Source organism: Tautonia plasticadhaerens (assembly GCF_007752535.1).
Lineage (GTDB): Bacteria > Planctomycetota > Planctomycetia > Isosphaerales > Isosphaeraceae > Tautonia > Tautonia plasticadhaerens.
Map to the genome: position 1 here is coordinate 1,601,225 of NZ_CP036426.1, position 24,739 is coordinate 1,625,963.

At 69.9% G+C, this 24,739-nt stretch carries 20 protein-coding genes and 1 pseudogene; 14 read left to right on the forward strand and 7 right to left on the reverse strand.

The annotated features are described in order from the left end of the window. Positions 1-23: 23 nt before the first annotated feature. Positions 24-710 (reverse strand): hypothetical protein, encoded by a 687-nt coding sequence (locus ElP_RS06190; RefSeq protein ID WP_231749511.1) that lies wholly within the window; start codon positions 708-710, stop codon positions 24-26. Positions 711-997: 287 nt separating this feature from the next. Here ElP_RS06190 and ElP_RS06195 point away from each other — a divergent pair, with 287 nt between their 5' ends. Further along, on the forward strand, positions 998-2,038 hold the full coding sequence (locus ElP_RS06195) for an aldo/keto reductase (protein WP_145267793.1): 1,041 nt from the start codon (positions 998-1,000) through the stop codon (positions 2,036-2,038). 48 nt (positions 2,039-2,086) lie between these two features. Beyond that, positions 2,087-3,205 carry a DNA topoisomerase IB gene (locus ElP_RS06200; RefSeq protein WP_145267794.1) on the forward strand — a complete coding sequence of 373 codons (1,119 nt, stop codon included), beginning with the start codon at positions 2,087-2,089 and terminating at the stop codon, positions 3,203-3,205. A gap of 167 nt (positions 3,206-3,372) precedes the next feature. On the opposite strand, the gene ElP_RS06205 is transcribed toward ElP_RS06200, so the two are convergent. After that, positions 3,373-4,143, reverse strand: coding sequence for an HAD-IIA family hydrolase (locus ElP_RS06205; protein WP_145267795.1), 771 nt, complete (start codon positions 4,141-4,143; stop codon positions 3,373-3,375). A 207-nt stretch (positions 4,144-4,350) separates the two neighbouring features. Here ElP_RS06205 and ElP_RS06210 point away from each other — a divergent pair, with 207 nt between their 5' ends. From ElP_RS06210 to ElP_RS06230, 5 genes are all read left to right on the forward strand, one after another. Then, on the forward strand, positions 4,351-5,982 hold the full coding sequence (locus ElP_RS06210; RefSeq protein ID WP_197446752.1) for a M20/M25/M40 family metallo-hydrolase: 1,632 nt from the start codon (positions 4,351-4,353) through the stop codon (positions 5,980-5,982). An 811-nt stretch (positions 5,983-6,793) separates the two neighbouring features. Continuing rightward, positions 6,794-7,858: a DUF1559 domain-containing protein gene (locus tag ElP_RS06215; protein WP_145267797.1), complete on the forward strand. Its 1,065-nt coding sequence runs from the start codon at positions 6,794-6,796 to the stop codon at positions 7,856-7,858. Positions 7,859-7,895: 37 nt separating this feature from the next. Beyond that, the gene (locus ElP_RS06220) at positions 7,896-8,114 is read left to right on the forward strand and encodes a hypothetical protein (RefSeq protein ID WP_145267798.1); all 219 of its coding nucleotides are present in this window, start codon (positions 7,896-7,898) and stop codon (positions 8,112-8,114) included. 27 nt (positions 8,115-8,141) lie between these two features. Further along, the gene (locus tag ElP_RS06225) at positions 8,142-8,435 is read left to right on the forward strand and encodes a hypothetical protein (RefSeq protein WP_145267799.1); all 294 of its coding nucleotides are present in this window, start codon (positions 8,142-8,144) and stop codon (positions 8,433-8,435) included. Further along, positions 8,432-11,083 (forward strand): kelch repeat-containing protein, encoded by a 2,652-nt coding sequence (locus tag ElP_RS06230; RefSeq protein ID WP_145267800.1) that lies wholly within the window; start codon positions 8,432-8,434, stop codon positions 11,081-11,083. Before ElP_RS06225 ends, ElP_RS06230 begins: the two co-directional genes overlap by 4 nt. Before the next feature lie 70 nt (positions 11,084-11,153). On the opposite strand, the gene ElP_RS06235 is transcribed toward ElP_RS06230, so the two are convergent. After that, on the reverse strand, positions 11,154-12,053 hold the full coding sequence (locus ElP_RS06235; protein WP_145267801.1) for a PP2C family protein-serine/threonine phosphatase: 900 nt from the start codon (positions 12,051-12,053) through the stop codon (positions 11,154-11,156). A 306-nt stretch (positions 12,054-12,359) separates the two neighbouring features. Further along, positions 12,360-13,109, reverse strand: a complete 750-nt coding sequence (locus tag ElP_RS06240) for a GDSL-type esterase/lipase family protein (protein ID WP_145267802.1) — start codon at positions 13,107-13,109, stop codon at positions 12,360-12,362. A 162-nt stretch (positions 13,110-13,271) separates the two neighbouring features. On the opposite strand from ElP_RS06240, the gene ElP_RS06245 reads away from it, so the two are divergent. The 3 genes from ElP_RS06245 to ElP_RS06255 all read left to right on the forward strand — a co-directional run bounded on the left by ElP_RS06245 (position 13,272) and on the right by ElP_RS06255 (position 15,317). Further along, positions 13,272-13,859, forward strand: coding sequence for a vitamin K epoxide reductase family protein (locus tag ElP_RS06245; RefSeq protein ID WP_145267803.1), 588 nt, complete (start codon positions 13,272-13,274; stop codon positions 13,857-13,859). Further along, a complete protein-coding gene (locus ElP_RS06250) occupies positions 13,859-14,230 on the forward strand; it encodes an SPW repeat domain-containing protein (RefSeq protein WP_145267804.1) in 372 nt (123 codons plus the stop codon). The genes ElP_RS06245 and ElP_RS06250 overlap by 1 nt, the downstream gene beginning before the upstream one ends. 70 nt (positions 14,231-14,300) lie before the next feature. Further along, entirely contained in the window at positions 14,301-15,317 is a 1,017-nt protein-coding gene (locus ElP_RS06255; RefSeq protein WP_145267805.1) for an SDR family oxidoreductase, read from the forward strand. Here the strand turns inward: ElP_RS06255 and ElP_RS06260 are convergent. Next, positions 15,310-17,346 (reverse strand): cation:proton antiporter domain-containing protein, encoded by a 2,037-nt coding sequence (locus ElP_RS06260; RefSeq protein WP_197446753.1) that lies wholly within the window; start codon positions 17,344-17,346, stop codon positions 15,310-15,312. The genes ElP_RS06255 and ElP_RS06260 overlap by 8 nt on opposite strands. 225 nt (positions 17,347-17,571) lie before the next feature. Between ElP_RS06260 and ElP_RS06265 the strand changes: the two genes are divergently transcribed. Next, positions 17,572-18,828 carry a glycosyltransferase family 4 protein gene (locus ElP_RS06265; RefSeq protein ID WP_145278251.1) on the forward strand — a complete coding sequence of 419 codons (1,257 nt, stop codon included), beginning with the start codon at positions 17,572-17,574 and terminating at the stop codon, positions 18,826-18,828. A 10-nt stretch (positions 18,829-18,838) separates the two neighbouring features. On the opposite strand, the gene ribF is transcribed toward ElP_RS06265, so the two are convergent. Further along, positions 18,839-19,783, reverse strand: coding sequence for a riboflavin biosynthesis protein RibF (gene ribF / locus ElP_RS06270; protein WP_145267807.1), 945 nt, complete (start codon positions 19,781-19,783; stop codon positions 18,839-18,841). 566 nt (positions 19,784-20,349) lie between these two features. Between ribF and ElP_RS40955 the strand changes: the two genes are divergently transcribed. Then, positions 20,350-21,030: a copper ion binding protein gene (locus tag ElP_RS40955; protein ID WP_197446754.1), complete on the forward strand. Its 681-nt coding sequence runs from the start codon at positions 20,350-20,352 to the stop codon at positions 21,028-21,030. 118 nt (positions 21,031-21,148) lie between these two features. Here ElP_RS40955 and ElP_RS06280 read toward each other — a convergent pair whose 3' ends face one another. Beyond that, positions 21,149-22,420: an IS701 family transposase gene (locus ElP_RS06280; protein WP_145267809.1), complete on the reverse strand. Its 1,272-nt coding sequence runs from the start codon at positions 22,418-22,420 to the stop codon at positions 21,149-21,151. A gap of 141 nt (positions 22,421-22,561) precedes the next feature. On the opposite strand from ElP_RS06280, the gene ElP_RS06285 reads away from it, so the two are divergent. Continuing rightward, entirely contained in the window at positions 22,562-22,987 is a 426-nt protein-coding gene (locus tag ElP_RS06285; protein WP_145267810.1) for a hypothetical protein, read from the forward strand. A gap of 15 nt (positions 22,988-23,002) precedes the next feature. Beyond that, positions 23,003-24,559 (forward strand): annotated as a pseudogene (locus tag ElP_RS06290) (heavy metal translocating P-type ATPase); the annotation flags it as partial. Positions 24,560-24,739: the final 180 nt, after the last annotated feature.

Sequence of the window (24,739 nt, forward strand, 5' to 3'; positions counted from 1 at the left end):
ATGCACGGCGGGGCGGCCGGGGCTCACGAACGGCGGATGACCGTCGTGCGACGAACCCCGATGACCGGCACCGGCACGGGCAGCTCGCCGGAGCCGACCAGCGAGCCGAAGATCACGGACGTCAGCGAGACGACCACGCCGAGCAGCGACCACCAGGCGGCCTCCCGGGAGACCTGGACGACCTGCTCCCGGGTGATCTGGTTCTCGGGATCCTCGGCGAAGGTGCGGACCTGGGCGACCTGCTCCTCGCCGAGGCCGGCGCGCTCCATCAGGCTGGTCATCCGATCCACGTTGGTCCCGGTGCCGGCGGGGGCGGCCTCGGCGTAGGCGCCGGTCGCGCCGCCGATCATGCCGCTGAAGCCGGCCCGGACGCCGGACGCGAGCAGGCCGAACAGGCCGATGAACAGCAGGCCCCAGAGGATCAGGCCGTAGAGGACGGCCTCCAGCTTACTCTCCCCCACGGCCAGTCGGCTCGTGGCCCAGCCGCCGAAGAAGAAGGAGATCAGCAGCGTGAGCGCGGTGTAGATCGCGCCGCCGAAACCGATGCTGGAGCCGTCGGCGTTGCGGGCGACCGCCTCGCCCAGCAGGGCCACGCCCAGGAGCATCAGGACCACGTAGAAGGTGACCGCCACCATCGCCCCGGCGAAGATCGCCTGCCAGCTCACCCGGCTCTTCACGGCCATGATGTCGGTGGTGTCGGGTCGGTTCATCTCGTCTGCCATCGGTCGGTTCCTGTTCGCGGAGTTCACTCAGGGCTGGGGCGATCCCACTCGGATCGCCCCCTCGTCCCGGCCGAGCCCGACGTCGAGACGGGGTGTCCTCGGTGCCCGGGGTTCCACGAGGAGCCCAGATGCAATGGGCATGCCGCAATCATCGGCATCCACCTTGCAAAGGTCGTGATGGGCTGACAGGATCGGGACGTGCGACCCGCATCGGCCCTTCCTCGGGCCCGCCCGCGTCTCGACCCGCATCGTACAACCCGGACCAGGAACGCACCATGCATCAGAAACCGGCCGAGTCGTCTACCAGCCGCCGAGGGTTCCTCCAGGCGGGAGTCGCCGGCCTGGCGGCCGCCGGGGTCGTCCGAGCGGCCCAGTCCGGGGACACGCCGAAGAACGACGCCGGCATCCCCCTCAGGCCGTTCGGGCGCCACTCGGAAGAGCTGGTGACCATGATCTGTCTCGGCGGCCACCACGTTGGGCGCAATTTGAGCGAGGCGGAGGACGTCAAGCTCATCCAGATGGCCGTCGACGAGGGGGTCACCTTCCTCGACAACGCCTGGGACTACCACGACGGCGGCTCCGAGGAGCGCATGGGTAAGGCCCTGGAACAGGGGAAGCTCCGGGACAAAGTCTTCCTCATGACCAAGGTCTGCGCCCGGGATGCCAAAACCGCCCGGGAGCAACTGGAGCAGAGCCTCCAGCGGCTCCGGACCGACCACCTCGACCTCTGGCAGTTCCACGAGATCAACTACGACAACGACCCCGACTGGATCTTCGCCGAGGACGGCGCCCTCTCCGTCGCCCTGAAGGCCCGGGAGGAGGGGAAGATCCGCTATCTCGGCTTCACCGGCCACAAGGACCCTCGCATCCACCTGAAGATGCTCGGCATGCCCTTCGAGGAGTGGGACAGCGTCCAGATGCCCCTGAACGTGATGGACGGCACCTATCGGAGCTTCCAGAACGAGGTCCTGCCGGTGCTGGACCGGCGGGGGATCGCCCCGATCGGCATGAAGAGCCTCGGCGGCGCCGGGAAGATCGTCTCCGAGGCTGGAGTGCCGGTCGACCAGGCCTTGCGCTACGTCCTCTCGCTGCCGATCACCACCCTGGTCTCCGGGATGGAGTCGCCCGAGATCCTCCGCCAGAACCTGGAGATCGTCCGGGACTTCACCCCCATGACCCCGGACGAGCGGGCCGCCTTGGAACGCGACCACCTCCGGGTCGCCGGCGACGGCCGGTTCGAGCAGTTCAAGTCGGCCAAGACCTTCGACGGCCCGTACCACCAGCAGCAGCACGGGTTCGAACCCCAGGACGCCTGACGGCCGGGGCCATGAGACTCGGCACGGCGGTTGCGTAGGCGTTTCCACATGCCAGCAGCCGTCGTCCAGTCCCGATCTCCCGTCCGTGCCGAATCGGCCGAATCGGCCGAATCGGCGGGGCTCCGGCACGCCTCGGACGACGGGCCGGGGATCCGCCGGGTCCGGTGCGGCTTGGGGTTCCGCTACGAGGACCCGGCCGGTCGGACGATCCGGGACCGCGAGGTGATGCGACGGATCGCCTCGCTCGCCATCCCGCCGGCCTGGACGGGCGTCTGGATCTGCCCCGATCCCTCGGGGCACCTCCAGGCGACCGGCCGGGACGCCAGGGGTCGCAAGCAGTATCGCTACCACCCGAGATGGCGGTCGGTCCGGGACGAGACGAAGTACGCCCGGATGATCGCGTTCGGCGCGTCGCTCGGCCGTCTCCGTACGCGGATCGATCGCGACCTGCGGCGTCGGGGATTACCCCGGGAGAAGGTCCTCGCGGTCGTCGTCCGGCTGCTGGAGGTCAGCCTGATCCGGGTGGGCAACGACGACTACGCCGAGCGGAACCACTCGTACGGCCTGACCACGCTCCGGGATCGCCACGTCTCGTTCGAGGGTGGCACGATCCGATTCGCCTTCCGGGGGAAGTCCGGGGTGTCCCACGAGGTCGACCTGCACGACGCCCGACTCGCCCGGGTCATCCGACGCTGTCGGGATCTACCGGGGCAGGAGCTATTCCAGTACCTCGACCAGGGCGGCAAGGTGGTCGACGTCGGCTCGGCCGACGTGAACGACTACCTCCGGGAGGCGACCGGACGCGACTTCACGGCCAAGGATTTCCGGACCTGGGCGGGCACCGTCCTGGCGGCGATGGCCCTGCAGGAGTGCGAGTCGTGCAGCTCCGAGTCGGAGGCGAAGCGTAACATCGTCCGCGCAGTCGGGCGGGTCGCGGAGCGATTGGGGAACACGCCGACGGTCTGCCGCAAATGTTACGTGCATCCCGCCGTGATCGACGCCTACCTCGACGGCACGATGCTCGACGCCCTTCGTCGCCGGGCCGACCGGGCCCTGTCCGACGACCTGAAGCACCTCCGGCCCGAGGAGGCGGCCGTGCTCGCCCTGCTCCGATCGAGATTGTCCCGGGAGCAATCCGGCCGGAAGACCCGACGCAGGACGGCGTGATCGTTCGGGGCAATCGACGCCCTCCCCGCTGACTGCCCCTCCGGAGCGCGGACCCCGAGCGTCAGGTTAACGGGCGCGAGGGTGACCGGCTGAGCCTCCTCGGGGGTGCGACCGAGGCGCGGGATCGGGGTCGTCCTCGTCCGGATGGATCGGCGTCATGGGCGTGATTACCCCAGTTCGTCGACCGGGATCTCGCCGACATCCTGGAAGACGTGGGTCGGCTGGTAGGGGAAGCCGTCGATCTCCTCCCGGCTGGTGACCCCGGAGAGTACCAGGATCGTCCGCATCCCCGCTTCGGTGCCGCCGATGATGTCGGTGTCCATCCGGTCGCCGACCATGAACGACTCGGAGGAGTGCGAACCCAGCTTCCGGAGCGCGGTCCGCATCATCAGCGGATTCGGCTTGCCGACGAAGTACGGCTTACGGCCGGTCGCCAGCTCGATCGGCGCGACCAGCGCGCCGCAGCCGGGCTGGAGCCCCGACTCCGATGGCCCGGTCAGGTCGGGGTTGGTGGCGATGAATCGGGCCCCGCCGAGGATCAGGCGGATGGCGTGCTCGAGGGTCTCGTAGTCATATCGCCGGGTGTCGCCGACGACGACGTAGTCCGGATCCCGTTCGGTCAGGTGATAGCCGACCTCGTAGAGCGCGTTGGTCAGCCCCGCCCCGCCGATGACGAAGGCGGAGCCCCCTGGCCTCTGGGTCCGGATGAACTCGGCCGTCGCCAGGGCCGAGGTCTGGAAGGCCGACTCCTCCACGTCGATCCCCATCGACGCCAGCCGATGCCTGAGGTCCCGGGGGGTCCACTGGCTGTTGTTGGTCAGGAACAGGAACGGGTGCCCGCCGTCCCGGAGCCGAGTGACGAACTCCTGGGCGCCGGGGATCAGCCGGTGCCCATGGTAGATGACGCCGTCCATGTCGATCACGAAGCTGGCGGGCATGGGACGTGGGCTCCGATCGGGACGCGAGGCCGGCGGTCGACGCCACCATCCTAACCGCCCCGGCCCGAACCGGCCACGATCGGGGGCGTGCCCTTACCGATGCCTCGATCGGCGAGGAAGGCCTGTCGGACCGCCCTCCCGTACCGATATCCTGGTTCGATCGACATCCCGACGACCATCCCGTCCCCCAGGAGCAATCGAGACCCCATGCGAACCCCGCACCTGTCCCGGGCCGCCTCGGCCCTCTCGGCGACGCTCGTCGCGATCCCCGCCCTGGCCGGGGGCCCGCCGGGCGAGCCCGTCGCGCCCGTCGGCACCGCCCCGGCCGCCGGGACGATCACCGAGCCGGAGCTATTCGGACACATCAGCTTCCTCGCCTCCGACCTGATGAGGGGCCGGGACACGGCCAGCCCCGAAATCAAGATCGCCTCGGAGTACCTGGCCACTCGGCTCCTCATGTTCGGCGCCGAGCCCTCCGGGGACGTCGAGGACGGCGAACCGACTTATTTCGCCCACTTCCCCCTGGAATTCACCACGCCCGAGTTGGAGGGGACGGAGCTGACCCTTAGCTTCGAGCACGACGGCGTCGTCCGGGAGGTCTCCGGGAAGGTCGCCGAGGACTTCCTCCTGGTCCCTCGGAGCATCGCCGCCGGGGAGATCGAGGCCCCGGTCGTCTTCGCCGGATTCGGCAGGACCGGGGAGGGTGACGAGCCGAACGACTTCGACGCCGTGGACGTTGAGGACCGCATCGTGATCGTCCTCGACGGCGCCTCCGGAGCCGACGAACCGGAGGAGGGGAGGGGTCGTCGGGGCTCGACGGGGGGCTCCTTCTCGAAGTTGCAGGCCGCCCGCGACCGAGGGGCCCTGGCCTTGCTGGTCGTCCACCCCTTCGGCGAGGAGGCCGACCGACCCTACGCCGAGTCGAACCCGTTCGCCCTGCGGATGTTCGGCCGGCGATCGATGACGCTCGGGTCCTCCCCGGACTCGTCGACCCCCTTGCTGTTCGTCGAGGACGCACTCCGGGACGCGATCGATGAGGCCGCCGGCCTCTCCGAAGCCCCGTCGGAGCCCAGGGAACTGGAGGGGGCGCGGGCCCGCTTCGCGTTCGCCGCGAACGTGGAGCGGATCGACGACCGCAACGTCATCGGCATCTTCCCCGGCGCCGACGAGGACCTGAGGGACGAGGTGATCATCTTCAGCGCCCATTACGACCACGTCGGCGTGGTCGGCGACGAGATCCATAACGGCTCCGACGACAACGCCTCGGGCACCAGTGCGCTGCTGGAGATCGCCCAGGCCTTCGGCGAGGGGCCCAGGCCGAGGCGGTCGGTCGCGTTCCTGTGGGTCTCGGGAGAGGAGAAGGGGCTGCTCGGTTCCCGGTGGTGGAGCGAGCACATGACCCTGCCCGAGGGCTACGAAGTGGTGGCCGACATCAACATGGACATGGTCTCCCGCAACGACCCCGATCGGGTGAGCATCACCCCGTCCCCCGACCATCCCGACTACTCGACGATCATCCCCGCCGCCGTCGAGGCGCTCGAAGCCGAGGGGATGCAGCCGGACTACGACGCCGACCAGTTCTACGCCCGGACGGACAGTTACAACTTCGCCCGCATGGGCATCCCGATCGTCTTCTTCTTCTCCGGCCTGCACGACGACTACCACCGGCCCGGTGACGACGTCGAGAAGGCCGACGTCGGCAAGGCCGCCCGGATCGCCCGGTCGGCCTACCGGCTCGGCTGGGCCCTCGGCCAGCAGGACGATCGCCCCTCCAAGATTGAGTCGGGCGACCCGGAACCCGACGCCGAGGACGACGCCGATCCGGACCAGGGCGACTGAACGTCCCTGCCACAACCCCTCCCGCTCGAAACGACCCCGACGGCCGATCCGCGGCCGTCGGGGTCGTCCGTTATCGGGTGTAAGGCCCGGACACCACCGAGGGGTCGTCCGGGCGTCTCCCGTCCCGGCAGCCCTCGTCGGCCTCCTTGGTTATCCCCGCCGATCTCTCGTCACGTCTTCCCGGCCCGGGTCGGCGAGCGTCCTTTCTCCCGGCCGAGATCGATCCCCGGATGGAACATGCCGATTCCGGGCGACTCGGTGATTGACAGGCCCGGTCGGGACCGGTTATCGTACCGCTGTCGTTGAGACTGAGTCTCAATTTCGAAACTGGGCGGCCACTCACGAACTTGCCTTCCGATTCCGGGAAAACGCCGACCGAGGTCCCCGGGAACGGGCCCGGGGCGGTGATCTCCGGAGTGATGTCAGGAAGGGGGAGCCGTCCCGGGTCGCTGATACGTGATCTCAGTCTCGACGTCGTGCGCCGGTTCGATTCCACGCTCCCGGGTGCTGGTCCCGCCCGGCCGTGGCGTGGGGGTATCGGCCGGCCATGACGTCCTTCGAGCCATCTCCCCGGCGCCGGGCTCGCCCGGGGTCGGGGAGGTGGGCACGCCCGCCGGGGAGGCATCCGTCCGGTTGTACCGGCGGCTGCGGGACCACTCCCCGGCGGCGTGCCTCCCCGGCCGGTCGATCGGCCGGGTGGCCTCGGGCATCCACGAACGGTCCCGGTCGAGGCGCCGGCCTGGGGGTCGATCGGCTTGCCGGTCGATCGGGCCGAAATGCCCCGTTTGATCGTCCCGAGGAGGACGGCATCATGAGCGAGCGTCGGAACGAGACACGGTCGGCATTCACGCTGATCGAATTGTTGGTGGTGATCGCGATCATCGGGGTGCTGATCGCCCTGCTGCTGCCCGCGGTCCAGTCGGCCCGGGAGGCGGCGAGGCGGGCCCAGTGCACCAACAACCTCAAGCAGCTCGGGCTCGCCCTGCACAATTACGAGAGCACGAACCAGGTCTTCCCGGCGGCCTTCCACGGCGGCTTCGGCCGGGTCTACGCGAACTTCACCGGCTACCACTCGATCCTGCCCTATCTCGAGCAGAACCCCCTGTTCTCGGCGTTCAATTTCGACCGGTCAGTCTTCGCCCCCGGCCTGGGGAGTTATTACGGCTGGTCGTTCGAGGACCAGACGACCGGGATGGCGACGCAGGTCGGCCTCTTCCTCTGCCCGTCGAACCGGGCCTCGGGCGAAGTCGGCGCCGCCTACGGCGGCTGGTCGATCGACCGGGCGGCGGTGACCGACTACCTGTTCAGCGGCGGGGCGGACAACTACGTCTCCCCGCCGTTCCTGAACCGGAACCTCCGGGGCATGTCGGGCATCGACGTCTTCTCGAGGATCGCCGAGGTCCGGGACGGGTTGAACAACACGATGCTGATGGGTGAGGGGGTCGGCGGCAACGAATCCAACCCGTTCGTCGCCGAGGGTTTCGCCGAGAATCGCGTCTGCATCCCCCTCCGCGACTACGCCGACGCCCAGCACTACGACAACCTCATGTTCATGGCTTACGGCCGACGGCGATCGTGGGGCTCGGAATACATCGTCGGGGGGCTGGTCGGAACCACCACCGATCGCCTCGGCGCCTTCTACGCCTTGAACGACTGCGGCTATCCCTCGGCGACCGACCACTTCACCACCACGTCGCCACCGCCCCGGGATTCGGGACAGACGCTCCCGAACTTCCGGAGCGTCCATCCCGGGGGGGGCAACTTCCTGTTCGGCGACGGGAGCGTCCGGTTCATCAAGGACACGATCAATCCGGCGACCTACACGGGCTTGTCGACGATCGCCGGGGGCGAGGTGCTCTCGGCCGACCAGTATTGATCGGAATCGTCTCGGATCGAATCGGAGCCGAATCGCCATGATCGATCGAATCGCCGTCGCCGCCGGCGCGGCCATCCTCTCGGCTGCCCTCGTCGGCTGCGGCGGACGGGAGAGCGAGAACCGCTCGACCCTCGCCACCGAGGATCCGGCGGCCTACGAGCAAGCGAAAGGCGAGGCCGAGCAGGCTGAGCAGCGGAATCGGGCCGCCGAGGCCGAGGCGGTGGGAGATGCCTTCGAGGGGATCGAAGGCCCCTAGGCCGCCCCGGAGACCGCGAGAACATCCATGAACACGCCCCGGACCGCCGCGTTCCTCGCGGCCTCGCTCGGCCTGATCGCGGGCTGTACCCCCCGATCCCCGAACCTCTCGCCGACGCCCGACCAGGAACCGGCCCGCCACGCCAGGGCCCTCCGGGAGGCGGACGATGTCCGTCGGGCGAATCGGCAGGCCGAGGCGGATTTCTACCGACGCCTCGGCCGGGGCGAGGTCGAGCCCCCCGAAGTCGGGCCGTCGGTACCCACGACCCCCCCGGATGACGCCCCGATCACCCTCGTTGGAAACGGAGACGACACCCCATGAGACGGCCCCCGAATTGCAACCCCCGACCATCCCGGTCGATCGTCCTCGCGGCCTCGATGGCCGTCCTCCTCTTGGGGACGTCGGCCCACGCCCATTTCCTCTGGCTCACGGCCGAGCACGCCCCGGATTCGACCGTCGTGCACGCGTTCCTGAGCGAGCCCCCGGTCCCCGACCTGCCGATGTTCATGAAGTCCATCGAGCACGCGAAATACACCGCCGACGGCCGGGAACTCGCCGCGGAACGCGGTGAAGAGACGTTCCTGGTCCGACTGCCAGAGCCGGCGCCCCGGGCGGTGGACGGCGCCTGCGACCTCGGCGTGATGAGCCGGGGCGGGGCGACGTTCCGCCTCCAGTACACCGCCCGGGTGCAGCTCGCCCCGATCCCCGCCGACGAGCCGGAGGAGGGGGACGGCCTCCGAGTCCGGCTGGTGGCCGAGGGGGGCGAGACCCGTGTCCTCGTCTCGTATGACGGCCGTCCGGCCGCCGGGTCGGAGGTGAAGGCATACCTCGAAGACGGGACGGTGCGGGAACTGCGCTCGGACGGCTCCGGCGTGGTCGAATGCGAGGGCGTCGCCGAGGGCAAGACCGCCCTGCTGGCGAAGTGGCCGGACGGGAAGGCCGGGGAGCGGGACGGCGAATCCTTCGAGGAGACGCGTCATTACGCCACCCTGACCGTGACGCCAGGCGGCGACGACCGGCCGGACGAAGCCCGATCGGCCGCGTCCCCCTCGCGGGGTGACCTCCCGTTCGCCCCGATCCCCGAGCCGGTCAACAGCTTCGGGGGCGCCGTGCTCGGCGGGCACCTGTACGTCTACAGCGGTCACACCGGGACGACGCACCGCTACCACACTGGGACGACGAATCCGCACTTCTACCGACTCGACCTGTCGGATCGGACGACGTGGGAGGAACTGCCCTGCGGCCCGGGCCTCCAGGGGGTGGCACTGGTTGCCCACGATGGGGCACTCTATCGGGTCGGGGGGATGTCGGCGCGGAACGCCGAGGGGGAGCCTCACGACCTCGTGTCGGTCGCGGACGTCGCCCGGTTCGACCCGGAGACCCGGACGTGGGCCGACCTGCCGCCCATGCCCGAGCCGAGGTCGACCCACGACGCGGCGGTCCTCGGCGATCACCTCTACGTGGTCGGCGGCTGGGCCATGGTCGGGGGTGAATCTTCGGACGCCTACTTCCTGGACGACGCGCTCCGGCTCGACCTGGGCGACCCGTCTGCCGGCTGGGAACGGATCTCGCTCCCCCCGGCCCCTCGAAGGGCGCTTGCGGTCGCTGCCCACGACGGGAAGCTCTACATGGTGGGCGGCCTGACCGAAGGCGGGGGCACGGTCCGGGACGTGGACGTGTTCGACCCGGCGACGGGAGCCTGGTCGGGCGGGCCGGAGTTGCCGGGGGAGCCGATCCAGGGGTTCGCCCCCTCGGCCTTCAGCGTCGGCGGGCGTTTGCTGGCCAGCGGCGGGGACGGCACGATCTACCGGCTCTCCGAATCCGGCGAGTCGTGGGAGGCGATCGCCGAGCAGGCCGTCCCGAGGATCACCCATCGACTCCTGCCGGGCACCGAGGGCGACGCGTTGATCGTCGGCGGCAACTTCGCCGGAGTTCCGGTCCGATTCGTGGAGTCGATCCTGATCTCCGGGGGCCAGGGGAGTTCCAGTCCCGTGGCCTGGTCCACCTCGCTTCCGGGATCTGCCATGCGGTCGATGGCCTTCGGCGTGATCGGGAATCGGATTGTGCTCGCCGGGGGAAATCGGAGTCGGAATCCTCACGCGTTCGAGGCCGGGAATCTCGTACCGGATGCGAGCCGCCTCCTGCCCGACGGGTCGGCGGCCGAGCCGATCGCCCCACTTCCCGTCGCCCGACAGTCGGGGGAACTGGTCTCGGTCCCGCAGGGGAGGCGGGGCACCGGCTACCTGCTCGGCGGGATCGGCCAGGACGGGGACGTGGTCCGGACCCTGGGAGACGTCTTCCGGCTGGACCCGGACGGGGAAGGTTGGTCGATCGAGACGGCCCGGATCCCCGACGACCGGGGCATGTTCGGCGCGGCGGTGCACGAAGGGGGCGTCTGGATCTTCGGCGGGAGCATCTTCGACCCGAGGCCGGATGACGCCCCTCGGGAGATGCCGACCGAGGTCCTCAGGTGGGAGGCCGGCCGGGACGGTGCGACCTTCGAGCCGACCGGCCACCGGCTGCCGACTCCTCGACGCTCCTTCGCCGGTGCGGTCCTGGGGGGGAAGTACTACCTCGTCGGTGGCCTCGGGGAGGGCCAGGAGCCGGTCGACACGGTCGACGTCTTCGATTTCGAGACGGGCGAATGGGAATCGATCCCGGCCCCCGGTCGGCACCGGGTGTTCGCCGACCTGGTCGCTCTGGATGGCACGCTGTATCTCGGCGGGGGTTTCGAGACGGGCGGATCGGCCCACTTCGAGCCGGCCAGGTCGGTCGAGGCGTATGACCCCGGGGCGGGTGCCTGGAGGACGGTGATCGGGGACGTCCCGATCCGGGGGCGTGGGATCCGGATGGCGGCGATCGGCGGCCGGTTGCTCCTGTTCTCGGCCGAGTCGGCCGACCCCGGGTGTGCCGAGCTGGCGATCGTCTCACCGTCCCCGTCTCCCCTCGGGGACGGCCGGGCGGAATGACGCCCGGAGCCGGGCATCCGACGCGTCCCGGCCGGACATCGGCCGGGGCGCGGGATCTCGGTGGGGGCCCTCATTCGACCCGGTAATGGGCGACGATGACGGTCACGTTGTCCCGGCCCCCGGCCCGCAAGGCCGAGTCGATCAAGCGATCGCAGGCGGCCTGGGGGGCCGACTCCCCGGCGAGGATGGAGGAGATCCGGGCGTCGTCGACCAGGTCCGTCAGGCCGTCGCTGCAGAGCAGCAATCGATCGCCATCGGCGAGGTCGAGCCGGTGCAGCTCCGCCTCGATCCCGTCGCTCGGGGAGCCGATGTAGTTGGTCAGGACGTTCCGCATCCGGTGCGACTTGACCTCGGCCTGGGTGATCTTCCCGGTCGTCGCGAGATCCTGGGCGACGGTGTGATCTCGGGTCAACTGCTGGAGGTAGCCGCCGTGGGCGAGGTAGATCCGGGAGTCTCCCACGTGGATGACGAATAACCGGAGCCCGACGCTGTAAGCGACCGTCAGCGTCGTGCCCATCCCCTCCATGGCGGCGTTCGTTGAGGCGTGCTCGTACACGCGGCGGTTGATCTGCCGGATATAGCGACGGCAGGTGGTCATCAGGTCGTCGATCTCGGCCGGGTCGCTGAAGTCGAGGTGCCAGCGGGCGGACTCCCGGACCAATTCCAGGCCCGAGCTGATGGCCAGGCGGCTGGCCTCCTCCCCCGAGGCCATCCCCCCCATGCCGTCGGCGATCGCGAAGAGGTGGCCGACTTCCTCATGCATTGGTGGAATCAGGAACGGGTCGAGGTTCGTCGACTCGACCTCCACCACGCGCCGGAGCCGGGAGACCAGGAAGTGGTCCTCGTTGTTCTTCCGGACCCGGCCCACGTCGGTGCCCGCGGCCGAGGAGACGAGGATCCTCGGGCCCGGGACGCGCGGCACGGGGGGGAAATCCCCTGTCTCCGAGACGGCGGGATCGTGGAAGTTCATGGGCCAACCCTCCCCTCATCTCTCGGGGGCGAGCAACGTCGCTCGCCCGGATCCGTCTCAGGAGCTAAGGGTGGATGTAGTGGCGGGCCGGGCCAATTGCAAGGGAAATCGAGACCATGGCGGGCGCAGCCCCGAGCTTCCGGCATCGGAACATCCTCATCCCCTGGGGGCTCCCTCGCCTTCTACGTCAACTAAAAGGATAGTCCGCCCGAGGCCGTCGAGAATGGGTCGGCGTCGAATTCTTCCCGGTTTGACGCTCCCGGATCGGATTCACACCCCCCACCATCCCCGCCGTGACGACGAGTGTCATCCTCCGGTCGAAGCCGGCCGTGGCTCGTTTCCAGGAGGGCCGGGTTTCCGGAGGTGCGGTGCGAGCACGTCGGCCCAGAGGTCGTACCCCTCCCCGCTGAGGTGGAGCCGGTCCTCGACGTAGAGTTCGGGCCTCATCTCGCCGTCGGGACCGAGCATCGGGGTGGCGACATCGACGTAATTGAGGCGGTCGTCGGACCGGGATGCCTGCTCGATCAGCGCGTTCGCCCGCCTCATCTCGGGCCAGAATTCCGCCCGGGAGGGACTGGGCTTGATCGCCAGGAAGTGCACCAGGGCGTCCGGGGCCAGTTCTCGGATGCGTCGGGCCAGGCGAAGGACGTCCTCCCGGACTCGTTCCGCCGTTTTGCCGCCCTTGATGTCGTTGTCCCCGGCGTAGAGCACGATCGCCCGGGGGCGATAGGGGCCGATCACCCGGTCCGCGAAGTGGAGGACGTCGGAGAGCTGGGAACCGCCGAATCCTCGGTTGAGGGCGTCGAGCCGGGTGAATGAGCCCGAGAGGTCCCAGCGCCTGATGCTGGAACTGCCGACGAACAGGACCTGGCCGGGGGCCGGCGGTGAGGACTCGTCGGCCTCCTCGAAGGCCCGGATCTCGTCCGAGAAGCGCATCGGGTCGGGATCGCCCGGATCGGCGACCGCCAGGGCCACCGAAGCGATCCCGAGGCTGCATCCGGCGACGAGGAACGAGCGACGGGGCCTGGCGGGCTCACGGGCGGGCGGCATCGGCATCGGTCTCCTCCGATCATTCGCGCGGGTGGTCGGGATCGGGGCTATTGGACCGGGTCGGGAGCGTCGGGTCGAGGGCCCAGCGGTCCCGAGTGGGCCGGGCGCGCGAGTTGCTTGATCGACAGGGAGTCATCCGATGGTGGTCAACGCCGAGGTGAGAGCACGATGCCCCGAGACCCGGACATCCCGCCCGGATGGTCCTACAACCCGGCCTCCTGGGCCCAGCGGCTGCCGATCGTCGCTGCGGCCATCTTGGGGTTCGCAATCGCGGGCTATCTTTCCGCCTTCCAGTTCGGATGGATCGGATCCGTCTGGGAGCCTTTTTTCGGGGACGGGAGTCGCGAAATCCTCGATTCGAAGATCTCGAGGCTTCTGCCCATCCCGGACGCGGCGCTCGGTGCCCTAGGGTACCTAGCCGACGCGGTGGCCGGGCTCATCGGCGGCCGGAGGCGATGGAGGACGATGCCCTGGATCGTGGTCAGCTTCGGCATCCTCGTCGGCCCGCTGGGGGCGGTCAGCGTCGCGCTGGTCATCCTCCAGCCGACGATGTTCGGCGAGTGGTGCACCTTATGCCTGGCCACGGCCGCGATCTCGGTGGTGATGATCGGCCCGGCGATGGACGAGGTGCTCGCGAGCTGCCAATACCTCAGAAGGGTTTACGACCGGGGAGGGCCGTTCTGGGGCGCCTTCTGGGGCCTATCGGCCGGGGGGGCAATCCGGCCGGAGGTCGAGTTCCAGGGGGGCAGCCGCTGATGTGGGCCCAAGTCATCAACACCGCGATCGGGATCTGGCTGATGGCCGCGCCCGCCGTCCTCGGCTACGGCGGGGCCGCCGCGTTGAACGACCGGATCGCCGGGCCGATCGTCGCCACGTTCGCCGCCGTCGCCGTCACGGAGGCGACCCGAGGGGCCCGCCTGGTCAACCTGCCGATCGGCCTCTGGATGGTCGTCGCCCCCTGGGCCCTCGGCGGCCCGACGACTGCGGTCCTCAACGGCATGGTGGTCGGGGGCCTCCTGGTCGGCTTCGCCTCGATCCGGGGGCGGATCCGGGAGCGATTCGGCGGGGGCTGGGTGGCCCTTTTCAGGGCCGATACGGGGTGGGCCCGACTCCCGGAGCACGAATGACCCGCCAGGGGACGCGACGCGTGCCCACACGCGAATGAGACGCCCGAAGAGGACGCGACCGAGGAGAATCATGAGCAGCAACGGGAACCGCCGACGCGTCGTCGTGATCACCGGGGCCTCGGCCGGCGTGGGCCGGGCGACGGCCCGCGCCTTCGCCGATCGGGGCGATGCCGTCGGCCTGATCGCTCGAGGGCTCGACGGCCTCCAGGCCGCCCGGGAGGACGTCGAGCGGCGGGGGGCCCAGGCTCTCGCGCTCCCCTGTGACGTGGCGGACGCCGACGCGGTCGAGGAGGCCGCCGGACGGGTCGAGCGCGAGCTGGGGCCCATCGACGTCTGGGTCAACAACGCGATGCTCTCGGTCTTCTCGCCGATCAAGGAAATGAAGGCGGAGGAGTATCGACGGGTGACCGAGGTGACCTATCTCGGCTTCGTGCACGGCACCCTGTCGGCCCTCCGCCGGATGCTCCCGAGGGACCGGGGCAAGATCATCCAGGTCGGCTCCGCGCTCGCCTACAGGGGCATCCCGCTCCAGTCGGCGTATTGCGGCGCGAAGCACGCGATCCAGGGTTTCACCGACTCGCTCCGGGCAGAACTGATCCATGACGGGAGCAGGGTCTCGGTAACCTCCGTCCACATGCCGGCCCTGAATACGCCGCAATTCGACTGGGTCAAGAGCCGGCTCCCCCGGCAGGGCCAGCCCGTGCCTCCGATCTTCCAGCCGGAGACCGCGGCGGAGGCGATCGTCTGGGCCTCGGGGCATGATCGGCGGGAGCTGTTCGTCGGCTTGCCCACGTACAAGGCGATCCTGGGGAACAAGCTCGTCCCCGGCCTGGGAGACTGGTACCTCGGCAAGACCGGTTATGACTCGCAGATGAGGGACGAGCCCGCCGACCCCGACCGACCGCACAACCTCTGGCAGCCCCTGCCGGGAGACCGGGGCGCCCACGGCTCATTTGACGACCGGGCGCGACCGAGGCGATGGCAGCTCCGGCTCTCGACGCATCGGAACGCGATCCTCGGCGGCCTGGCCCTCGCGGGGCTGATCGCCGCCGGGGCGGCGTTCGGCCCGAGGTCGGCGATCAGGTGAGCGATCGGCGGCGATCCTGGGCCGCGGGCCGGTCAGTCTCGGGGGCGACCAGGGCGATCGCCCGGTCGACCTGGGACCGGTCGCCGAAGAGGACCAGGACGTCCCCGGACCCGATCTCGACGTTGGGGTCGGGGTTGATCAGGTCCCGGCCACCTCGTCGGAGGGCGAGGATCGTCGCCCCGGTATCCGTCCGGAGCCGGAGGGCTTCGATCGACCGGCCGACGGCGGGGGAGCCCTCGGGGACGAGGCAGGAATCGACCTCGGCCCCCTCGCCGACGCTGAACGGCATGTCGAGTCGGACCGGTCGGGCCGAGCGGAGGACCTGGTACTGGTCGCTCCGGACGCGGTCGATCAGGTCGAGGATCAGGTTCCGGGGGACCTGATATTCGACCAGGACCCGGTCGAACAGCTCGATCGAGGTGACGAAGTCCTCCGGCACCACCTCGTCGGCCCCGAGGTGCCTCAGCTCGTCGATGTCCTGGGCGTAGTGCGTCCGGGCGACGAGGTAGAGCCCGGGGTTCAGGAACCTGGCCATCTTCACGGCCCGACGGGTGGCCTGGGGGTCGGAGATCACCACGACGAGCATCTTCGCCCGGTCGATCCCGGCGTGCTCCAGGACCGAGGGCCGGGCGCAATCCCCGTAGAGGACCGGCTCCCCCTGGCCCCGGAGCCTCCGGACGGAGTCCGGATTCATCTCCAGGATCACGTAGGGGATGTCGATGCCCCGGAGCACCCGGGCGAGGTTCCTCCCGGCCAAGCCGAAGCCCGCGATGATGACGTGGTCGCCGAGCGATTCCGGGGGGAGCGAGGACTCGTCCGCGAGGAGCCGGGCCCTCCGGCGTTCCGAGAGGCCCCGGATCGGGGGGAGCCGCTCCAAATTCCCCGAGATCGACGGGCCCAGCCCAATGAAGATCGGCGTCAGGGCCATGGTGAGGACGGCTGCGGCGAGGAATGTCTGGTAGTCGCCCGGGCCGAGGATCCCCGACTCCAATCCCCGCCCGGCCAGCACGAAGGAGAACTCGCCGATCTGGCAGAGGGAGAGACCCGCCAGGGTCCCGGTCCGCATCGGGTAGCCGAACACCCAGCTCGGGCCGGCCGCGGCCAGGAACTTCAGGACGACCATCGCGAGGACCGTCGCCAGGATCAGGGCCAAATGGTCGGCCAGGTATTGCAGGTCCAGCAGCATCCCGACGGAGACGAAGAACAGGCTACTCAGGGTGTCCCGGAACGGCAGGACCTCGGCAAGCGTCTGGTGGGCGTACTCGGACTCGGAGATCGCCAGGCCCGCCAGGAAGGCCCCCAGGGCCAACGCGAGCCCGGCCCAGGCCGTCAGGGTGGCCATGCCGATGCAGAACAAGAAGATGAAGATCAGGAACAACTCTCGGTTGCGGGTCTGGACCACCCGCAGCAGGATCGGCGGGATCACGAATCGGGAGCCGACCAGGATCAGCAGCACCACGCCCACCCCCAGGCCGAGCTGCCCCCAGGGGGAGCCCGCCCGCCCCCCCGAGTCCGGGGCCAGCAGGGGGATCGCCAGCATGAAGGCCATCACGAGCAGGTCCTGCAACAGCAGGACGGCCACGGCGATCTTGCCGTGGGGCGTGCCGATCTCGCCGCGCTCGAGCAGGAGCTTCAGGACGACGGCCGTGCTCGACATCGCCACGAGCATGCCCGCGAACAGCGCCGGCCCCCAGGAGCCGAGGTACCAACGCGTCGCCAGGGTCGGCACGATGATGCAGATCAGCACCTGCGGCAGGCCGATGCCGAGCATCTCCTTGCCCAGCGTCAGCAGCCGGGAGAGCGAGAACTCCAGGCCGATCGTGAAGAGCAGCACGACGACGCCGACCTCAGCGAGGAGCTGGACGTCCTCCTGATCGCCGACCAGGCCGAGGCCCGACGGCCCGACGGCCATCCCCGAGACCAGCAGGCCGACCACCGCAGGGATGTGCATCTTCTGGAAGGCGAAGACGACCAGTCCGGCGGCGGCGTAGACGATCAAGAGGTCGTAGAGGAACCCGTAATGCTCCATCGAAACGCGTCCGGATGCCGTCGAGTCTCCCGGCCGATTCGCCCGGGGGGTAGGTTTCCGGCAGCAACGTACCACGGGGATCCACCTCCCGCCACGCGAGTCGGAGCGCCGGCGTCGTGACGATCTCGCTTGACCGATCGCCGGGCTTGAGCTAATGAGGGGGCGATGCGGGCGTGAGGGGCGTCCCGGCAGTTCTTCACCCAGGACGATCGGACCGATTCCGTCATGGATCAGACCCAGCGTCGGCCGGAGGCCGGGACCGGGGCCGATTTCACCCTGTTCATCGACGCCAATCCCCTGGCCGATCGGCACCTGACCGGGATCGGCCGATACACGGCCCGGATCCTGCTCGCGCTCGCCCGTCACGTCCCATTGCGGTTCTTCTCCAACGGCAAGGAACTGGTCTTCAAGGGGTCGTTGGACACGAGCCTTGACCAGGACCTCGGGCAACTCGGCCGTCGGATCTGGGCGAGTCGAAGAGTGCCGCTGGGTCCCCCACCGGTGCGGAGCGCGGGGCTGTTCGGGTGCCTCAGGCCGGTCGAGAAGCTTTTTCCGGCGGAAATGAGTATCCTGCACGATTTCACCCCGCTGGTCGTCCCCTGGACGCATTCGGAGAAGACCCGGGGGATGTTCCGGGGGTTCTTCGCGAGGAGCCTGCTCTCCTCGGATTGCGCCCTGGCCGTCTCCCACTCGACCAAGGCCGACGCGGGCTGGCTCACCCCCTTCGACCCCGACCGGATCGTCGTCGCCCACTCGGGCCCGAGCCTCTGCGTTGAGCGCCATTGCGACGACCGGCGGGCCGATCGGAGGCCGGAGGTCGGCCTGGTGGTCTCGACCCTCGAACCGAGGAAGAACGCCTTCTTCCTGCTCGACTGGTTCCGGGAGTCCAAGGTCTTGCCGCCCGGCTCCGAGCTCTGGTGGGTCGGACCGCCGGGCTGGCTCACCTCGAGGAAGGCGTTGGAGAAGTACCGACGCCTCCCGGGTGGTAGGCGCGTCCGGTTCCTCGGGGTCGTGCCCGATCGGGAGTTGTGTCGCCTCTACCGGACGGCCGGGTGGTCGATCTATCCGTCGCTCTACGAGGGTTTCGGCTTCCCGGTGCTCGACGCGTTGCGTCACGGCACCCCCGTCCTGGCCAGCTACAACAGCGCTCTCCGCGAGTTCGAGACGCCCGGCATCGAATTCTTCGACCCGGCCGATCCGGCCACCGTCGACCTCGCATGGCAGGCGTTCCGGGCCCGGGGGCGGGTCGAGATCCCGGGGGCATCGATCGACGCGCATTATCGGTGGGATCACGTGGCCGAAACGATCCTCACGGCCCTCGGCGACGTCCTCGATGCGAGCGAAGACGGACGGTCGCCGGACGCTCGGCATCGCCGGGTCGATGGGCCGAGCCACCGGGAGCGGATCTGGAGGCCGGGGGACTTGGCGGCGGGGGCGATGCCCGGGAGCACTCTCCCGGTTCTCGGGGACCGGTCGGGATAGGTCGCCGCGTTCAAGTGGCGAGGAGATGGCGGGCGATTACCGCCCGGGCCGCTGCCACGTCGCGTTCCATCCGGGAGAGCAGGGGGGCGAGCCCGTCGAATTTCAGGGTCGGCCGGAGTCGGGCGAGCAAATCGACCTCCATCCGTCGGCCGTAGAGGTCGGCCTCGAAGTCAAGCAGGTGGACTTCCACGGTGCGAGCCTCGGCGCCGAAGGTCGCATTCGGGCCGATGTGGGTGGCCGAGGGGACCGGCCCGGGGGCGTCTTCGAGATAAGCGATCGTCGCGTACACGCCGTCGGCGGGGATGAGCGTGTCGATCCCGCCGAGGTTGGCGGTCGGGAAGCCGATGGTCCGGCCCCGGCCCTCGCCTCGCTCCACGGTCCCCCGGAGGCGATGGGGCCTGCCGAGCAGGCTCGCCGCCTCCTCGGCCGATCCGTCGAGCAGGGCGTGGCGGATCCGGGTCGAGGAGACGATCCGCCCGTCTCGTTCGGAAGGCCCGGCGATCTGGAACCGGAGCCCGGCGTCGTCGCACCAGTCGTCCAGCGTCTCGACCGTCCCGACCCGGTCCCGGCCGAAGCCGAAGGTCGGACCCTCGACCAGGCCGATCGCATCGAACTGGCCCAGGACCACCCGGTCGAAGAACTCCCGGGCGGTGAGGCCGAGTAGCCAGGGGCCCGACCGAAAGACGCCGACCTCGTCCACGCCCAATCCCCCGAGTAGCTCCGCCTTGCGGGTCGACCAGGTGAGCGGCGCCGGGGCCTGTTCGGGGCGGAGCACCGCGATCGGGTGCGGATCGAAGGTGAGGGCAATCGCCGGTACGCCGAGCGTCCCCGCGAGGCGTCGGAGGTGCCGGATCAGCTCGGCGTGACCGAGGTGGACCCCGTCGAAGTTCCCGATCGAGAGGACGCCGCGCCGAAGGGGTTCGGGGACCTGTGCGAGGCTGTCGAGGGTGATCAACGGCCGGGGTCCTTCCTCTCGGGAGCGGCGGGCATCGGCGTGCAAAGAGTTGGGGAGGTCGAAGAACCCGTTGGCCGGGGTGGCCGGACCATGACAGATTATCGCGGCCGATGGAGGCGGGGGTCAATCCTGGTGGGGGCGATCGTGCCGGTCCATGAGGGCCGGGCTCGGACTCGGCACTGGTCAGGGTGCCGTGCCGGGTCTCATAATAGCGGGAGTTCGAAGGCGATGGGAGAGGGTGGGACGCTCGTGATGAAGTTGCATGTCGCGTTCCCGACCATACTCCGACATCTCCAATTCCCGGATCATCTCAACAGGTCCTCGAGCCGGGATCATCTCCTCCGGAGTGCACTTGACGAGGGGAATCGGCGGATCGGTGCCTGACCGAGGCCGTCCCGCCCTCTCCCCCGGGGGAGGGCGTCCGGGCGAGGCCAAGGGGATCCGGTCGCCGCCCGGAGACGGGAATCGGCGCGATTCCTCCAGCGAAGCCGGACAAACGCAAGCCGCCCGACCTCGGCCCGATGTTCGAGGGCCGGGCGAGATCGGGCCAATGCCCCGGGGAACTGATGACCGAGACCGATGGGAAGCTCGTCCGGCTGACCGTGGCCGGGATGACCTGCGACCACTGCGTCCGGGCCGTTCGCAAGGCGATCGAGTCGGTGCCGGGCGTCCGCTCGGCCAGCGTCGACCTGGCTTCCGGGCGGGCAGAGGCACGAGTGATCCCCGGGTGGGTCGACGAACAGGGGCTCCGCGCCTCGGTCGCCCAGGCCGGCTACGAGGCGTCGATCGAGCCCGCCAGCGGCGAGGTCGCCGCCGCAGACCCCACCGGGGACGGGGACTCGGCCGACCCCGAGGCCGACCCCGACGGGCCGAGTCCGCCGCCGGCCGAGTCCCGGCCGGCTGACCTCGTCACGATCGGGGCCGCACCGGGGCTCGGACGCCTACCCGAACCTCCGGCGTGCGGTTCGAGCCAGGCCGTGGAATTCTCGATCACGGGGATGCATTGCGCCAGCTGCGTGAGCCGGGTGGAACATGCCCTCTCGGGAGTCCCGGGGGTCAACGACGCCTGGGTGAACCTGGCGACCGAGCGGGCCAGGATCGTCGTCGATCGCGATCGGTTCGACCAGGCCGCCCTCGAGCGGGTCGTCTCGGCCGCCGGATACGGCGTGAAGCCTACGAGACCAGACGACGACCCGTCCCTCGCGGCCGAGGCGATGCGTCGTGATCGAGAGGAGCGCGTCTCTTAGTACTACTCCGTTAGCTTGGTCTTGGAGCGGGTGAGCCAGGGCCGGCAGTGCGCGCAGTCCGGCCGGCTGACCGGCGCCAGCAGCCGCTGCAACGCCCGGCGGATCGCCGGCACCGTGATCACCGGCGCTCGGCCTCCCCCTTTTTGCCCGGCCGGGATCGCCCCCGACGGGCTCGGCGTCGCTCCAGGGTGAGGAACCCGAAGGCCAACATCACCAGGCAGGCGTGATGGTGGAAGCCCCGCCACGAGCGGCCCTCGTGGTGGTCCAGCCCCAGTTCCTCCTTCATCTGCTGGTACCCGAGCTCCACCGGCCAGCGACTCCGCCACAGGCGCACCGCGCGGATCCGGCTGGTATCGGCCGGGAGGTTGCTGAAGGCGTACTTCAGCTTGCCGTCGGCCTGCTCCTCGATCAGCAGCCAGATCGGCTCCGCCCCGGCGCAATCGCCTGTCGCCCATCCCTGGCCCGGCCAAACGCGCAGCCAGGCGAATCGGCCCCACATCGGGCCCTTGGTCCCCTCCCGCCACGTCACCTTCCGGCGCGGCGTCCGCGCCGCCAGCTCCTTCAGGCCCACCGGCCGGGGCGAGCCCTCGGCCAGGCGACGCCGCTTCTGCGGCCGCCCGCCCGTCCCGGCCTTGGGCTCGTCCCACCTCGGCTCCTCGGTGAAGACCAGCATCTCGTCGGTCACGCCGACGACGTAGTGCAGGCCCCGCTCGGCCAGGCCGTCGCGGAACGGGCCCGAGACGCCGTAGCCGCTGTCGGCCACGACGAGCCCGCCCGGCAGCCCTTCGGCGCGGATGCGGTCGAGCAACTCCAGGGCGATCTGACCCTTGGTCAGCGACCGCCGCTCGGCCTCGGGCACCTTGGCCTTATCCAGTCGCTTCGGGTCGGCCAGCCAGCCCTCCGGGAGGTAGAGCCGCATGTTCAGCGGGTAGTGCCCCCTCGGGGCGACGTAGTGGACGCTGACGGCGCACTGGCAGTTGGCCTTCTTGCCCAGGGCGCCGCAGTACTGCCGCTGCACGCCGACGGAGTGCGTGCCCTGCTTGGGGAAGGTGGTGTCATCGATCACGAAGATGCCGGCCGGGTCGGCGAACTTCGCCGCCATCGTGGCCCGGTAGCGGCTCAGGACCGCTTGCTCGTCCCAGGTGCTCTGGCCGAGGAACTGCTGCAGGGCCTGGTCGGGGTCGGCGACGTCGAGCCCCTCCGACAGGGGGACGCGGGCGGCCATCGGCTCGACGCTCTTGCGGTCCCCGTCCTGGACCAGGCCGCGGAGGTAGACGCCGCACCAGGCGGCCTGGCGGGGCCGGTTGAAGTCGGCGCGGAAGGAGGCGGCATACGCGGCGAGGCGGTCGAGGACGTCGGGGTTTAAGTCGGGGGTGTAGGTCCGGTTCATACCCTCGGTACGAACCGCAGCAGTCGATCGTTCGTATGATTTAACGGAGTAGCATTAGAAGCCCTGACAAAACCCGGCAGGCCTCACAGTTTTCCCAGCTTCACCAGGGGTTTTGTCAGGGCTTCTTACTGGAGGCGGAGATTGGCGATCGGCATGGTGCTGGTCGTCCCCCTGGTGGTGCTCGGCCTGGGGCCTATGCTCTTGAGAGGGGAGTGGGCCCATGCCGCCTGGGTCGGCTGGGGGATGCTCGTGCCGGCGGCCATCCTCCAGGTCTACCTGGGAGGGCCCTATATTCGGGGGGCAATCGATCGATTGCGACACGGCTCCACAAACATGGACACGCTCGTCGCCCTTGGGATCTCGACCGCCTTCGGGTACAGCCTGTACCACCTGCTGCTCGGCCAGCATCTGCAAGCGCATTTCTTCATGGACTCCGGGATCATCCTGACGCTGATCACGCTCGGGTCGTTCCTTGAAGCCCGCTCGAAGGGTGCTGCGGGTGAGGCGATCGAGAGGTTGCTCGACCTGGCCCCGAAAACCGCCCGCGTCGTCCGTCCCGGGGGGTAGGAGGAAGACGTCCCGCTCTCCGGTGTCTCGCTGGGAGACGTGGTGCGCGTCCGGCCCGGGGAGTCGATCCCGATCGACGGCGAGGTGATCGAGGGGGAGTCGGACGTCGACGAGTCGATGCTCACCGGGGAGTCGATTCCCGTGTCCAAGCGCCCGGGGGACCGAGTCGCCGGGGCGTCTCGGAACGCCGAGGGTGCGATCCTCGTCCGGGCGACCCGGCTCGGCGAGCACAGCGCCCTGGAGCAAATCATCTCGATCGTCCGGGAGGCCCAGGGCTCGAAGGCCGACGTCCAACGCCTCGCCGATCGGGTCTCCTCGGTCTTCGTGCCGGTGGTGCTGGTGATCGCCCTGGTGACGCTGCTCGGCTGGCGGCTCGCGTCCGGGGGCTGGTCCGTCGCCGTCCTGAACGCTGCGGCGGTACTGATCATCGCTTGCCCCTGCGCCCTCGGCCTGGCGACCCCGGTGGCCGTGGCCGTGGCGACCGGCCGAGGGGCGAAGGAGGGATTGCTGGTCCGGGACGCCTCGGCCTTCGAGCGGATGGACCGAATCGGCGTCGTCGTGCTCGACAAGACCGGGACGATCACCGAAGGGAGGCCAACCGTATCGGAGGTCCTCCCCAGAGAGGGCTGGGATCGCGACCACGTGCTCCGGATCGCCGGTGACGCCGAACGGGGCAGCGAGCACCCGCTCGCCCACGCCCTCGCCGCGTTCGCCGGGGGGGCGAAGGTCGAGTCGTTTCGGGCCGTCCGGGGAGGCGGCGTCGAGGCCAGGGTCGACGGGGATCGGGTGCTCGTCGGCTCCCAGGCCTTCCTGAGGCGGGAGGGGGTTGAGGTGCCCGAAGCCGATCCGGATGGAGTCGGCCGGACGGTCGTTCACGTGGCCGTGAATGGCGTGACCGCCGGCTCGATCGCCCTGTCCGATTCACCCAAACCTCACGCCCGGGAGGCGGTGGCCGAACTCCACCGGCAGGGTGCCGAGGTCTTCCTGCTAACCGGCGACTCATCCTCGACCGCAATGGCGGTCGCCCAGGCCGTCGGCATCCCAGCCGACCGGGTGTTTTCCCGGGTCCTGCCGGATGAGAAGGCCGATCGGGTCGCGATGCTCCGTCACCCCGAGGTTGGCGTGACCGAGGCCGGTGGCGGCCGGCAACGACGGGTGGCGATGGTCGGGGACGGCATCAATGACGCCCCCGCGCTGGCCGAGGCCGATGTCGGCATCGCCCGGGACGATCGCCGGTGCCTCGACGCGGTCCTCTGGGTCGCCCGCACCGGCGCCGCCTGGCCCGACCTGCCCGGGCGGCTGGGCAACGGCAACAGCCAGTGGCGGCGGTTCGATCGCCGGACCGCCGAGTGCCGCTGGGACCCCATCCTGGCGACGCTGCGCGCCCCGGACCTCGACCGGCTAATCCTCGACTCGACCGCCGCCAGGGGGTCGCACCCCCGTGCCGCCGGGGCGAAGAAGAGTGGGACGACACCGGCGGCCAGGTCGAGCAGGCCCTCGGCCGCAGCCGGCGCGGCTCCGGCACGAAGGTTCACGGTAGCTTCGACGGGCTCGGACATCCCGTCGAGCTGACCCTGAGGCCCGCGTAGGAGTCGGACCTCGCGCTGGCCGAGGCGCTGCTGGCCGACTACCGGTCGGAGGCGGTCATCGCCCGGGGCTACGACGAGCGGGCGTCGGTCGATGAGGTCGAGCGGCGTGGGGCCGAGGCGGTGATCCCGACCCGGCGGGGCCGCGAGCGGCAGCGGGGGGTCG